Genomic DNA, 12,901 nt, shown 5'->3' with positions numbered 1-12,901 from the left:
CGGTCAGGCGTCGAGCTCCGCCCGCGCCGCCACGAACGCGTCCACCGCGCGGTGGACGTCCTCGGCGCGGTGGGCGGCGGACAGCTGCACGCGGATGCGGGCCTGGTCCTGCGGTACCACCGGGTAGGAGAAGCCGATCACGTACACACCGCGCTCCAGCAGCAGCTCCGCCATGCGTCCGGCCCGCGCCGCGTCGCCGATCATGACCGGCGCGATGGGGTGGTCGCCGGGAAGGATGTCGAAGCCCTCGTCCGTCATCCGGCGGCGGAACAGGGCGGTGTTCTCCGCGAGCCGCACGCGCAGGTCGTCCGCCGACTCCAGCAGGTCGAGCACCTTCAGGGAGGCGGCGGCGATCACCGGGGCCAGGGTGTTGGAGAACAGGTACGGCCGGGAGCGCTGGCGCAGCAGGGCGACGATCTCGGCGCGGGCGGCGACATAGCCGCCGGAGGCGCCGCCGAGGGCCTTGCCGAGGGTGCCGGTGACGATGTCGACGCGGTCCATGACGCCGTGCAGCTCGGGGGTGCCGCGCCCGCCGGGGCCGACGAAGCCGACGGCGTGCGAGTCGTCGACCATCACCATGGCGTCGTAGCGGTCGGCGAGGTCGCAGATCTCCCGCAGCGGGGCCACGTAGCCGTCCATGGAGAACACGCCGTCGGTGACGACCAGCCGCCGCCGGGCGTCGGCCGCGCCCTTCAACTGCCGTTCCAGATCGGCGAGATCGCGGTTGGCGTAGCGGAAACGGCGGGCCTTGGACAGGCGGATGCCGTCGATGATCGAGGCGTGGTTGAGGGCGTCGGAGATCACCGCGTCCTCCGGGCCCAGCAGCGTCTCGAAGACGCCGCCGTTGGCGTCGAAGCAGGAGGAGTACAGGATGGTGTCCTCCTGGCCGAGGAAGGCCGACAGCCGGGCCTCCAGCTCCTTGTGCACCTCCTGGGTGCCGCAGATGAAGCGCACGGACGCCATGCCGTAGCCCCAGCGGTCCAGCGCCTGGTGGGCGGCGACGACGACCTCCGGGTGGTCGGCCAGGCCCAGGTAGTTGTTGGCGCAGAAGTTGAGGACCTCGCCGGGACGCCCGCCCGCCGTGACGTTCACGGTCGCGGACTGCGGGGTGCCGATCACGCGCTCGGGCTTGTGCAGGCCGGCGGCGCGGATCTCGTCGAGGGTGGCGCGCAGGTCGTCGCGCACGGAGTCGAACATGGGGAAGCTCCTTGGAGTGCAGGTGACTTACGCGGTCCAGTCGAGGATGACCTTGCCGCCCTTGCCGCTCGCCGCGTCGGCGAACGCCGCCTCGAAGTCGTGGCAGGCGTACCGGCCGGTGATCACGGGACCGAGGTCGAGGCCGCCCTCCAGCAGCACCGACATCGCGTACCAGGTCTCGAACATCTCCCGGCCGTAGATGCCCTTGAGGGTGATCATCGAGGTGACGATCCGAGCCCAGTCGACGGGGAACTCCTCCGACGGCAGGCCGAGCATCGCGATCCGGCCGCCGTGCGTCATGTTGGCGATCATGTCCCGCAGCGCCTCGGGGCGGCCGGACATCTCCAGGCCGATGTCGAAGCCCTCCCGCAGGCCCAGCTCGCGCTGTCCGTCGGCGATCGTGCTGCCGGAGACGTTCAGGGCCAGGCTCGCGCCGACCGTGCGGGCCAGCTCCAGCCGCTCCTCGCTGACATCGGTGACCACGACGTTGCGGGCACCGGCGTGCCGGGCGACGGCCGCGGCCATCAGGCCGATCGGCCCGGCACCGGTGATCAGCACGTCCTCCCCGACCAGCGGGAAGGACAGGGCGGTGTGCACGGCGTTGCCGAACGGGTCGAAGATCGCCGCGACGTCGAGGTCGACCGGGACGCGGTGCACCCACACGTTGGACGCGGGCAGGGCGACGTACTCGGCGAACGCCCCGTCCCGGCCGACGCCGAGACCGACCGTGGCCCGGCACAGGTGGCGGCGGCCGGCCAGGCAGTTGCGGCACTTGCCGCACACCAGGTGGCCCTCGCCGCTGACCCGGTCGCCGGCCTTGACGTCGGTGACGTCCCGCCCGGTCCCGACGACCTCGCCCACGAACTCGTGGCCGACGACGAGCGGGGTGCGGATGGCCTGCCGCGCCCAGCCGTCCCAGGCCCGGATGTGCAGGTCGGTGCCGCAGATGCCGGTGCGCAGCACCTTGATGAGGACGTCACCGGGCCCGACGGCGGGCTCGGGGACGTCCGTGAGCCAGAGCCCGGGCTCCGCCTTCTGCTTGACCAGCGCCTTCAACGCTACGGCTCCTGAGGGGTGAGTCCCGGCGCCGGGCATGCCGAAGGAGCCCGTTTCCCGGGAGAGCGGTGGAATCGCACAGCAATCTGCCCCATGGGCGGGGCACCGGTCCATCGAGGTTTTCTTAAGCGCGGCCGCAGCTCTTCTTCACGCCCTGTCCCGGCGGGCCGCACCCCCGGCCCCGCCGCGCCGCCACGCCTCGCCCCGCCGAGCCTCCGAAAGGCGCCGGACCTCAGACAACCGGTGTCCCGGTCACAGCGGGGGCAGCCCGTCGCCCGCGGACCGCTCCAGGCGCGCCATGAGATCCGCCGCCGTCGCCTTGATCGTCTCCAGCCCCGCCTTTCCCCACGGCCTGGGCCGTACGTCGGCGGCGCTGACCGTGCCCAGGGCCGTCCCCGTGCTGTCGATGAGCGGGGCGCCGAGGTAGGAGCGGATGCCGAACTCGTCGACGACCGGATTGCCCGCGAACCGCGGATAGTCGCGGACGTCTTCCAGGACCAGTGCCTTGCGCCGGGCCACCACATGCGGGCAGAAGCCGTGGTCGCGGGGCTGCACACGGCCGAACACCCGCCGTCGGCCCTCGCAATCGCCGGCGGGCGCGGGGTCCGGGGCGTGCAGGCCGGCGAAGAACTGCCCGTTCTCTACAAGGAAGTTGACCATGGCGTAGGGGGCGCCCGCGAGCTCGGCGAGACGGTCCGCGAAGGAGTCGAGCGCGGGCTCCGGACGCCGCGCCAGGCCCAGCCGGTGCAGCCGCCGCACCCGGGCGGGGGCTTCCCGGTCCTCGGGCGTGAGCAGCAGCCGGCCGGCCGGGCGGGGTGGGTCGTAGCTCATCGGCGGGCTCCGCGGCGGGCGGCGCACACGCGGGGAGGGTACGCGCCGTGGACGTACGTCATGGGCGGCTCCGTGGCGGTGGGGTGCGGGAGGGGGGTCACAGGGGGGCGCCGTACTCCGTCGCCGGGGCGGCCGGGGTGTGGGCGAGGAGGTGGCGCACGAGGGTCAGCAGGGTCTGCACGCCCGAGCTGGAGATGCGGGCGTCGCAGCACACGACGGGGATCTCCGGGGACAGGTCGAGGGCGGTACGGACCTCCTCCGGGTCGTAGCGGTGGGCGCCGTCGAACTCGTTGATGGCGACGATGAAGGCGAGGCCGCGCCGCTCGAAGAAGTCGATGGCCGCGAAGGAGTCCTCCAGACGCCGGGTGTCGGCGAGGACGACCGCGCCGAGCGCGCCCTCGCACAGTTCGTCCCACATGAACCAGAACCGCTCCTGGCCGGGCGTGCCGAACAGGTACAGCACGTGGTCGGCATCGAGGGTGATGCGGCCGAAGTCCATCGCGACGGTCGTCTCGAGTTTGTTCTCGACGCCGTCGAGGTTGTCGGTGGCGGCGCTGACCGTGGTGAGCAGTTCCTCCGTGCTGAGCGGCGCGATCTCGCTGACCGCGCCGACGAAGGTGGTCTTGCCCACGCCGAATCCGCCCGCCACGAGGATCTTCAGCGCGGTGGGGAACGGATCGGTGCCGTCGCCGTAGTCAGAGCTGTCGTCGTAGTCCATCGAGCACTGCCTCCAGAAGGGCCCGGTCCGTGGGGTTGTGGTAAAACGCGGGGGGCTTGGTGGTCAGCACCCCGCAGTCGACGAGGTCCGACAGCAGCACCTTGGTGACCGCCACCGGCAGCCTCAGATGGGCGGCGACCTCGGCGACCGGGACGGGCGCCCGGCACAGGTCGAGTGCCTGCGCGTGCTCGGGGCCGAGGTAGCCGAGGGGGGTGGCTCCGGTGGCCATCATCTGCGACATCAGGTCGAGAGCGACGGTGGGCCGGGTGCGGCCGTTGCTGACCGTGAAGGGACGCACGAGCCGTCCGGCCGCCTCGTCGAGCCAGGGCCCGTCGCCGGCCGCCGCCACGCTCAAGGCCTCATCGCCGGGGACGCCGGGCTCACCGGGGAACCGGCGGCCTGCTGGCGCGGCGCGGTCACCAGGTAGGGGCGGACGCTCTTGACGAGCATCGCCATCTCGTACCCGAGCACGGCCGCGTCGGCCTCGCGGCCGGCGAGGACGGCGAGGCAGGTGCCGGAACCTGCCGTGGTGACGAACAGCAGCATCGAGTCGAGCTCGACGACGACCTGCCGTACGTCGCCGCCGTCACCGAAGCGGACGCCGGCGCTGCGGCCGAGGGAGTACAGGCCGGAGGCCAGGGCCGCCATGTGGTCGGCGCTGTCCGGGTCGAGGCCGTGGACGGACTTCACCAGCCCGTCGCACGACAGCAGCACCGCGCTGGTGGTGTGCGGTACGCGCTGCACGAGGCCGCTCATCAGCCAGTCGAGATCGGATACATGGCCGGTCGGCGCATCGCTCGCCATGGGGGATCGACTCCTTGAGGTACGAAGGTCAGCGGGAGCGCTGGGGGTGGGAACCGGAGTGGTCGTCCTGGTCATCCGGCCGGTGCGCTCCCGTCGTGCCGGATGGTGGGGCCGGGCCGGGACACGGACAGGCCGTGCCCTTCCGGGGTCTTGGGGGAGGCGGGCGGGTGTCCGGGACCCGCTTCGCCCGTCCGGGGCACCGACGCGTGCCGCGCGTCGGGGCGGCCCGGCCCCCGGTGTTCCGCCTCCAGGTGACGCTGGGCCTCGGCGAGGCCGATGCCGCGCTGGAAGGCGGCCATCAGGCCGGGGTCGTGGCCGGCGAGCCGGTCGGTGTCCTGGCGGGGCGCGGGGCCGCCGCGCAGTTGCGGCGCGAGGTGCTCCTGGGCGCGGCGGCGGGGCAGCCGGGGCTTGCCCATGGTGCCGCGCACGGCCGGGTGGCGCGGGACGGGCGGCGCCCCGGCGTTCTCGGCGAGGGCGCGGCGGTCGCCGGGCCGGATGCCGGGCACGGCGTCGGCGGGGGTGGGCCGGTGCCGGTGGGCACCGCGTACGGGCAGCGGCGGGGGGTCCCCGCCGTTCACCGCCGGTGCCGGGGTCCCCGGGGCACCCTCGTGCCGGGGTTCGGGCGCGAGAGCCGGTGCGGCGGGGGCGGGCGGGGCGGGTTCCGGCGGGGGCGCCGCGGCGGGGGCCGGCCGGCCGGCGGCTTCCCCGTCCCGCGCCGTCGCTCCGGGGACGTCCGGTTCGGCCCCCAGCAGGGCCTGCGGGACGACGATGACGGCCTGCACTCCGCCGTAGATGTTGGTTCGCAGGCGGACGGTGACGCCGTGCCGCCGGGCGAGCTGGGAGACGACGTACAGCCCGATGCGCCCGTCCGCCAGCAGCCGGCCGACATTGACCTGGTCGGGGTCGTCGAGCAGGGCGTTCATCCGCTCCTGCTCCTCGGCGGGCATGCCGAGGCCCCGGTCCTCGACCTCGACGGCGAGCCCGGAGGTGACGCGGCCCGCGCGCAGCAGCACCTGGGTGTGCGGGGCGGAGAACACCGTGGCGTTCTCGATGAGTTCGGCGAGCAGGTGGATGACGTCGGCGACGGCGTGGCCGCGCAGCGTGCCGTCGATCGGCGGCACGAGTTTGACCCGCGAGTACTGCTCGACCTCGGCGATGGCCGAGCGCAGCACCTCGGTCATGCCGACGGGGTTGCTCCACTGGCGGCGGGAGACGGCGCCGCCGAGCACGGCGAGGTTCTCGGCGTGGCGCCGGATGCGGGTGGCGAGGTGGTCGACGTGGAAGAGCCCCTTGAGCAGCTCGGGGTCCTCCATCTCGTTCTCCAGCTCGTCGAGGAGGGAGATCTCGCGGTGCACCAGCGACTGCAGGCGCCGGGCGAGGCTGACGAAGACCTCCACCTTCTGTTCGCTGTCCGGTCGGCCGGACAGCTGTGCGGCCTGGAGGACGGCGGTGACGGCGCCGTCGTGGGCGCGGGCCAGGTCGTCGGCGAGCAGGTCGAAGTCGTCGGCGCCGCCTCCGGGTCCGCCGTGCTGCCGGGGCGGGGGCGGCGGGCTGTCGCCGCGCCGCAGCGTCTCGGCGAGGGCGCGCAGGTCGTCCTCCTGGCGCGCGACGCCGCGGCGCAGGGCGGCGACGCGGTCGTGCACCGACCGGACGGCGCGCTGCGCGGCCACGGCGGCGATGACGACGGCGGCCAGTGTGACGCAGACGGCTCCGGCGAGGACGGCCCCCAGGGTGAGGCCGGGCCGGATCCCGGTGGACCGTACGGTGAACAGCACGGCGGCGCCGGCGCCCAGGGCGACCGCGACGGGCGGCAGCACGGCGAGACGCAGCAGTTGGGACCGTATCTGGGACTCGGGCAGCGCGGCGGCGGTCCGGGCGGCCGGCCGGCCGTGCCGCCCGCCTTCACGGCGGTCTGCGCGCGCGGCGGAGGCGCGGAGGTGAGACATCGGTGTCCTTGTACTGGTCCGTGGGGGCGTGGTGGCCCGCGCGGAGGTACCCGCGCAGGCGGCGTCGGACGCACGAACCTGAAGACGGCCCTGCGTTGCCCTGCGGACACTCACGGTAGTTGCCTCCGCATCATGTGCGGTGGGCAGTTGACAAAGTCTCCCGCGCAGCGTCCCACTCTGGTATGAGGATTCGTACGACAGACCGATGAGCCGTCGATGGGCCCGGCGGCGCTTGGCCGGGACCGGCGGAACGCGGGCCCGCCCGGCCGCCGTCCGCCCCGCCGCTCCCGGATGTCCGCGCGACGTCGCCGGCCTGCTCCCCCGGGCCCGGAGTGAGACCGCGGGGGCGGCAGGCCGGCGACCGGCGGAGAACCAGGGCCCGGGGTCAGCGGTGGGCGGGCGCCGGACCGACCGGAGTGTCCCCGCGCAGCGTGATGCGGTGCATGACACGATGCCGGTCGCCGTAGTCCCGGTTGGCGTAGTGGGCCGTGCCGCGGTTGTCCCACAGGGCGACGTCACCCGGCTGCCAGCGGTGCCGTACGACGTGCTCGGGCTTGGTGAGGTGGGCGTACAGGATGTCGAGGACGCCCCGGCTCTCGTGCTCCGAGACGCCCACGATGTGCGAGGTGAAGCCGGGGTTCACGAACAGGCCCTTGCGGCCGCTTTCCGGGTGCACCCGCACCACCGGGTGCTCCACCGGCTTCAGCTCGGTGAACACCTCGCCCTCCCACAGGTTGCCCCGGCCCTGCCGGTGCCGGGCGAGGCAGGAGCCGAACTCGCGGCTGCCGTCGTGGACGGCGGTGAGCGTGTCGACGTAGGCCCGCAGGCCCGGCGACGGCGACTCGTTGGCGAGCCGGCTGTCGGCCCAGCTGGTGTCACCGCCGTTGGGCGGCAGGACCACGGCCCGCAGGACGGAGATCGCCGGCGGCCGCCGTACGAACGTCACGTCCGTGTGCCAGACGTCGGCGAACCCGTTGTCCTGGCTGTCCAGGGAGCACACCTCGGGCGTCACGTCGCCGGAGTCGTGGGCGGGATGCCCGGCGGTGACCTCGCCCAGGCGCCTGCCGAACTCGATCTGCGCGGCGTCGTCGAGGCCGTGCTGGCCGCGTACGAAGAGCACCTTGTACGCCACGAGTGCTTCGCGCAGCGCGCGGACCTGGTCGTCGTCGAGGCGTCCGAGGTCGATACCGTCGATCTCGGCGCCGAAGCGGGGGCCGAGTTCGGTGAGGGGCAGCCGGGTCGCGGCGGGCCGCTCGCTGAAAATGCTCACCTGCGTGTTCCTCGCCGGGCAGGGGGCCAGGCCGCCGCGGCGGCCTTGACGGGGGGACACCCGCGCGCGCAGCTCGGCGAACTCGTTTGAGGCGCGGAGCTCCTCGGCGTCGACGTCGCCGCGCGGCAGGGGGATCGGCAGGTCGAGCGCCACGGTCCCGGGGCTCCGGGTCAGCACCACGATGCGGGAGCCGAGGAACACCGCCTCCTCCGCCGAGTGCGTCACGAACACCGCTGTCCGCCCGGTCCGGTCGGTCACGCGGCGCACGTCCTCCTGGAGCCGCTCCCGGGTCAGGGCGTCCAGCGCCGCGAACGGCTCGTCGAGCAGGAGGAGCGGGTTCTCGGCGGCGAGCGCCCGGGCGAGGGCGACGCGCTGCCGCCGGCCGCCGGAGATCTCCCAGGTGCGCCGCTCCTCGGTGCCCTCGAGACCGACCCGGGCCAGCAACTCCGCGCGCCGCTGCGGCCATCGGGCGCGGTCCACACGGGCGTACCGCAGCGCCAGGTCGATGTTGCCCCGTACGGTCCGCCACGGGAACAGGCGGGGGTCTGGAACACCACGCCGCCCGCCTCGCCGGGCCGCGGCTCGGTGCCGGAGACCCGCACCGATTCGCCGGCGCCGGCCGCCCCCGGCGGGACTGACGCGGCAGGGGCGTTACAAGGCCGCCATGAGCTTGTCATACACAGGGGGAATGCCGGACGCGAGCAGGCCGGTTGTCCTCGGTATGACTCTCGGAGTATCGCTTCCCCTTCAGCAAGAGATCGACGGCACAGTGCTGCTGGCACGGGAGGCCCACGACGCCGGGTTACGCTCCGCGTGGTTCGGGCAGACCTTCGCCTACGACTCCATCTCGCTGGCCGCGATCGTCGGCCGCGAGGTGCCCGGGCTGCACGTCGGGACCGCCGCGATCCCCGTCTTCGGCCGCCATCCGCTGCTCGTCTCCAGCCAGGCCCAGACCGCCCAGGCGGCAACCGGCGGCCGCTACCACCTCGGACTCGCCCTCGGTACCAAGGATCTGACGGAGACGGGTTTCGGCATCCCGCACGAACGCCCCGTCCGGCTGCTCCGCGAGTTCCTCACCGCCTTGCGCCAGCTCGTGGAAACGGGCGGCGCCGACTTCCACGGAGAGCTGCTCACCGCCACCACCCCGCTGCCCGCCGCGGTACCGGGTGCCGAACCACCCGTGCCGCTCCTGGTCGCCGCCATGGCGCCGCTGGCGCTGCGCGCCTCCGGCGAACTCGCGGACGGCATCCTTCCGTACCTGGCCGGCCCGCGCGCCCTTGCCGAGCACATCGTCCCGGCCGTCACCGCGGCGGCCGAGGCGGCGGGCCGGCCGGCGCCTCGCATCGTGGCGTTCGTCCCCGGCGTGGTCACCGCCGACGCCGAGGCCGTGCGGGCGAAGGCGACCGAGGCGCTCTCGTTCTACGAGCGGTTTCCCTCCTACCAGCGGGTCATCGAGCTGTCCGGCGGCACCCGGGCCGCCGATCTGGCCGTGATCGGGGACGAGGAGACCGTCGCCGCCGAGGTGGCGCGTTACCGGGCGGCCGGGGCGACGGAGGTGGTCTTCACGGCGACGGAGCTGGGTGGCGAGGCCGACCGACGCCGCACCTGGAAGCTGCTCGGGGAACTGGCGAGCGGCTGAGCCGCCCGGGGGGCGCGTTCGGGGGCGGCGGCGCCGGGGCGTTTCGACGGCGTCCGGGGCGGCGGCCGTACCGCGGTGTCCGCGATGTCGGTGAGCGGTCCCTCGCCCTCTCCCAGGGCGGGAGGGGGGCGCCGTCGAGGCGGCCGGAGAAGGGGGCCGGCGTCGCGCACGCGGCGGGCCCGCCGTCCGCGCCGCGTGGCACCCGCCCCGTTCCCGGCCGGCGGCGTGCGCCGGCACACCGAAGCCGCCTGCCCGGCGGGCCCGTGTGCCGTCCGCGACCGGTCCTCAGGACGGGCAGGGGTATCCGCCGGGCTCCGGCCCCCGCCCCGGCCGCGGGCGGGCGAGCCAGGTCAGCACGGCCAGGACGCGGCGGTGGACGTTGAGATCCGGCTCCAGGGACAACTTGGTGAAGACGCTGCGGATATGGGTCTCCAGCGTCTTGGGACTGATGTGCAGGTACGTGGCGATCGCCTCGTTGGAGCGGCCCTCGGCCATGAGGGACAGCACCTGGCGCTCACGGTCCGTCAGGCCGTCGAGCGCGTGGTCCGCACGGCGCCGTCCCATCAGCCGGCCGACGACCGCCGGATCGAGCACCGACTCGCCCTGGCCGACGCGCTTGAGGGCGTCGTGGAGCGCTTCGGCGTCGGTGATGCGTTCCTTGAGCAGATAGCCGAATCCACGGCCGTCCCGGGCCATCGCCTGGACCGGCCCGCCCGTCTCGATGTACTGGGACAGCAGCAGCACCCCCGTGCCGGGGTGGTGTTGCCGGACGGCGACGGCGGCGCGGATGCCCTCGTCGGTGTGGGTCGGGGGCATGCGGATGTCGAGCATGACCACGTCGGGTCGCTCGGCTGCCACCAGGTCGAGCAGGTTCCCGGCGTCGCCCGCCTGGGCGACGACACAAATGCCCAGGTCCTCCAGCAGTCGCGTCATTCCCTGCCGCAGCAGGGCCGAGTCCTCGACGACGATCACACGCACGGCGGCTCCCTCACCTCCGGTTCCCTCGGACACAGCGCGCGGCCGGGTACGGCACGCCGCGTTCCCTCCCGGCCGGCCCGCCGGAGACGCCGCCGCTCACCCGCACGGCAGCTCCGCGCGGACCCGGGTGCCCCCGCCCGCCGGCGAGTCGACCCGCAGAACGCCGCCCATCGCCGCCACCCGGTCGGCCAGTTTGCGCAGACCGCTCCCGGCCGGCAGGCCGGCACCGCCCACGCCGTCGTCGGTGACCAGGACGACCAGCCGGTCACCCTGTCTGCGGGTCTCCACGGTGACGGCGCGCGCCCGCGCGTGCTTGGCGGCGTTGGTCAGGGCTTCGCAGATCACGTAGTACGCCGTGGTCTCGGCGAGCGCCGGCAGCCGGCCGGGTTCGGCCATCACCACGACCGGTACGGACGCCTGCTCGGCCAGGGCGTCGACGGCCGGCCCCAGGCCGCCGCGGGTGAGGACGGCCGGGTGCAGACCGTGGGCCAGGTCCCGGAGCTCCGCGAGGGCCGTACGCAGCGTGCGCTCGGCCTCGACGACGGCCGCCCGCAGCAGCGGCTCGCCCCCGGGCCGGCCGGCCGCACGGCTCAGCGTCATCAGGGCGAACACCAGGCGGGCCTGGGCACCGTCGTGGAGCATCCGTTCCAGGCGGCGGCGCTCCTCGTCCGCGGCGCGCAGCAGGCGGGCCTGGAGGGCGCGGGTCCGGGCGGTGCTGCGGCCGGCGTCCCGTACGAGCCGGGTGTTGTGCAGGCACAGGGCGACCGACGCGGCCACCGAGGCCATGAGGCCGGGATCGTCGCACAGAGCGCGGTCGTGCACCAGGACGGCCGCCGGGGCGGTCGCCGGTCCCACGGCCGTCACCGCCACATCGGAGGAGGCGCCCGCGCGGGCCGTGCCGTCGGTCCCCGCGCCGCCCGCGCGGGCTGGGACGCGCAGCGGCCGGCCGTCGGGATCGACGTAAGGGGGGCCCGCCCGGCCGGAGGGCAGACCGAGCCGCAGGACCGGGTCGCCCAGCACCTCCCGCAGGACGGCCTGGAGGCGGTGCGCGGTGGGGGCGGGACCGGCAGCGATCACGAGGTTGCCGACGACCGCGCGGCGCAGACGGGTGCGCAGCAGGCCCGCAAGGAAGGCCACCGGGACGGCCGCCTGCGCCGCGTCCGACAGCAGGACCGGCAGCAGCTCGGTGCCCCGGAGGAGACCGGGCGCGAGCAGATGGACGACTTCCCAGCCGACGAAGGCCGCGACGAGGGCGAGCGGCACGCCGGAGGGGAGCAGCAGACGGCGGTAGGCGGGACTGCTCAGCCGCCACCGGGCGGCCAGCAGTACGACGATACAGAGCGTGAGCAGGGCGCCCGCCCAGCGGTAGCACAGGTCCACGGCGGTGAAGAGCCCGGGGTCGCGGACGACGAGCAGGGCGTTGCGGCGGCAGCCGTCGCACAGCAGGTAGGTGCTGTCCGCGGCGCTCGCGCCGGCCGGGTCGTACAACATCGCCCGCACCAGCCCTCCCACCAGCACCAGGGCGTACCCGGCACCGGCCACGAACCGTTCACGACGGGCGGTCACCCTGCCCTCGGGGAAGGCGAGCAGCAGATGGCCGAGGACGGCGAGGTTGAGGGCCTCGCCCCAGGCGCCGAGCCCGACGAGCAGGGGCTGGCCGAAACCTTGCAGGTTGCCGGCGAACCAGGTCAGCCCTTCCGCGAGCATCAGCCGGCCGGTGCCGTTCGCGGGGCGGCGCCACCACCCGACCAGCCCGGCCGCCGCGTACGTCCAGCCCACCAGCACATCGCGGGCGACCTCACCGGGGCCGCCGCCGGCCCGCGCGTACCCCCAGGCGCCGCACACCCCGGCGGCGAGCGCGGCGATCGTCCACGCGAGAAGCAGGAGGGTACGGCCCGGAGGCCGCGAGGCGTGGCGCGTGCCGGGCGAAGACGCCGCGGCCGTACGTTCCATGGCCTCCCCCACGTCTTCCTGCCGTGCGCGCCGGGGCGGTTGGCCGGCCGTTCGCGGACCGCCGGTGAGTCGCCCGAGGGCCGGGCGGCGCGCGCCCCCACCGGTGGAACTCCCGGGTGAGACCGAGGCCATGTTCGCAGAACGACGGGTTCGGTGACCACAGCGCGGGCCGACCGCCCGGCCCCGTTCTCGGTGACCACCGCACGGGCCGGACCGCCGCCCGCCCCGTTCTCGGTGACCACCGCACGGGCCGGACCGCCGCCCGCCCCGTTCTCGGTCCCCGGCCGCCCGGTGCCGTGACCGCGAAGGCCCACCGCGGCGCGTGGGGTGCCGGCGCGGTGGCCGAGGAAGGCCCCGGGCGCGGCTGTGCCGTCGACGGGCGTCTCCTCGGGCGCGCCTCCTCGGGCGCGCCTCCTCGAACGAGGTGGTCCGCACGGCGGTCGGCTCGCCCCGGGGCGGGTACGGCCCGGGGCGGCTCCCCGCGCGTCTCAGGGTCTGCCCCGAGGTGC

Annotated in this window: 11 protein-coding genes and 1 pseudogene; 1 reads left to right on the top strand and 11 read right to left on the bottom strand. The window is 74.8% G+C overall.

The window, feature by feature from the left end; translation table 11 throughout:
- Positions 1-3 precede the first annotated feature (3 nt).
- The 9 genes and pseudogenes from AB0L74_RS28030 to AB0L74_RS27990 all read right to left on the bottom strand — a co-directional run.
- On the bottom strand, positions 4-1,197 hold the full coding sequence (locus AB0L74_RS28030; RefSeq protein ID WP_365658130.1) for a glycine C-acetyltransferase: 1,194 nt from the start codon (positions 1,195-1,197) through the stop codon (positions 4-6).
- Positions 1,198-1,224: 27 nt separating this feature from the next.
- Positions 1,225-2,253: an L-threonine 3-dehydrogenase gene (gene tdh, locus AB0L74_RS28025; protein WP_365658127.1), complete on the bottom strand. Its 1,029-nt coding sequence runs from the start codon at positions 2,251-2,253 to the stop codon at positions 1,225-1,227.
- 252 nt (positions 2,254-2,505) lie between these two features.
- Positions 2,506-3,084: a GAF domain-containing protein gene (locus tag AB0L74_RS28020; protein ID WP_365658124.1), complete on the bottom strand. Its 579-nt coding sequence runs from the start codon at positions 3,082-3,084 to the stop codon at positions 2,506-2,508.
- Between the two features lie 97 nt (positions 3,085-3,181).
- Positions 3,182-3,802 (bottom strand): ATP/GTP-binding protein, encoded by a 621-nt coding sequence (locus tag AB0L74_RS28015; protein WP_365658121.1) that lies wholly within the window; start codon positions 3,800-3,802, stop codon positions 3,182-3,184.
- Positions 3,780-4,151 carry a DUF742 domain-containing protein gene (locus AB0L74_RS28010; RefSeq protein ID WP_365658241.1) on the bottom strand — a complete coding sequence of 124 codons (372 nt, stop codon included), beginning with the start codon at positions 4,149-4,151 and terminating at the stop codon, positions 3,780-3,782. The genes AB0L74_RS28015 and AB0L74_RS28010 overlap by 23 nt, the downstream gene beginning before the upstream one ends.
- Positions 4,152-4,153: 2 nt before the next feature.
- Positions 4,154-4,606, bottom strand: coding sequence for a roadblock/LC7 domain-containing protein (locus tag AB0L74_RS28005; protein ID WP_365658118.1), 453 nt, complete (start codon positions 4,604-4,606; stop codon positions 4,154-4,156).
- Between the two features lie 71 nt (positions 4,607-4,677).
- The gene (locus tag AB0L74_RS28000) at positions 4,678-6,552 is read right to left on the bottom strand and encodes an ATP-binding protein (protein ID WP_365658115.1); all 1,875 of its coding nucleotides are present in this window, start codon (positions 6,550-6,552) and stop codon (positions 4,678-4,680) included.
- A 385-nt stretch (positions 6,553-6,937) separates the two neighbouring features.
- The gene (locus AB0L74_RS27995; RefSeq protein ID WP_365658112.1) at positions 6,938-7,822 is read right to left on the bottom strand and encodes a TauD/TfdA family dioxygenase; all 885 of its coding nucleotides are present in this window, start codon (positions 7,820-7,822) and stop codon (positions 6,938-6,940) included.
- Positions 7,819-8,427: pseudogene (locus AB0L74_RS27990) on the bottom strand (ATP-binding cassette domain-containing protein); the annotation flags it as partial. The pseudogene AB0L74_RS27990 and the gene AB0L74_RS27995, both read right to left, overlap by 4 nt.
- 116 nt (positions 8,428-8,543) lie before the next feature.
- Between AB0L74_RS27990 and AB0L74_RS27985 the strand changes: the two are divergent.
- Positions 8,544-9,461 carry an LLM class F420-dependent oxidoreductase gene (locus AB0L74_RS27985; RefSeq protein ID WP_365658109.1) on the top strand — a complete coding sequence of 306 codons (918 nt, stop codon included), beginning with the start codon at positions 8,544-8,546 and terminating at the stop codon, positions 9,459-9,461.
- A 285-nt stretch (positions 9,462-9,746) separates the two neighbouring features.
- On the opposite strand, the gene AB0L74_RS27980 is transcribed toward AB0L74_RS27985, so the two are convergent.
- The gene (locus AB0L74_RS27980; protein ID WP_365658237.1) at positions 9,747-10,433 is read right to left on the bottom strand and encodes a response regulator transcription factor; all 687 of its coding nucleotides are present in this window, start codon (positions 10,431-10,433) and stop codon (positions 9,747-9,749) included.
- A 102-nt stretch (positions 10,434-10,535) separates the two neighbouring features.
- Positions 10,536-12,392, bottom strand: a complete 1,857-nt coding sequence (locus AB0L74_RS27975) for a sensor histidine kinase (RefSeq protein WP_365658106.1) — start codon at positions 12,390-12,392, stop codon at positions 10,536-10,538.
- Positions 12,393-12,901: the final 509 nt, after the last annotated feature.

Source organism: Streptomyces sp. NPDC052020 (assembly GCF_040680575.1).
GTDB lineage: Bacteria > Actinomycetota > Actinomycetes > Streptomycetales > Streptomycetaceae > Streptomyces.
Note: the sequence above shows the minus strand (reverse complement) of the source record. Positions and strands in the feature narration are given on the sequence as shown.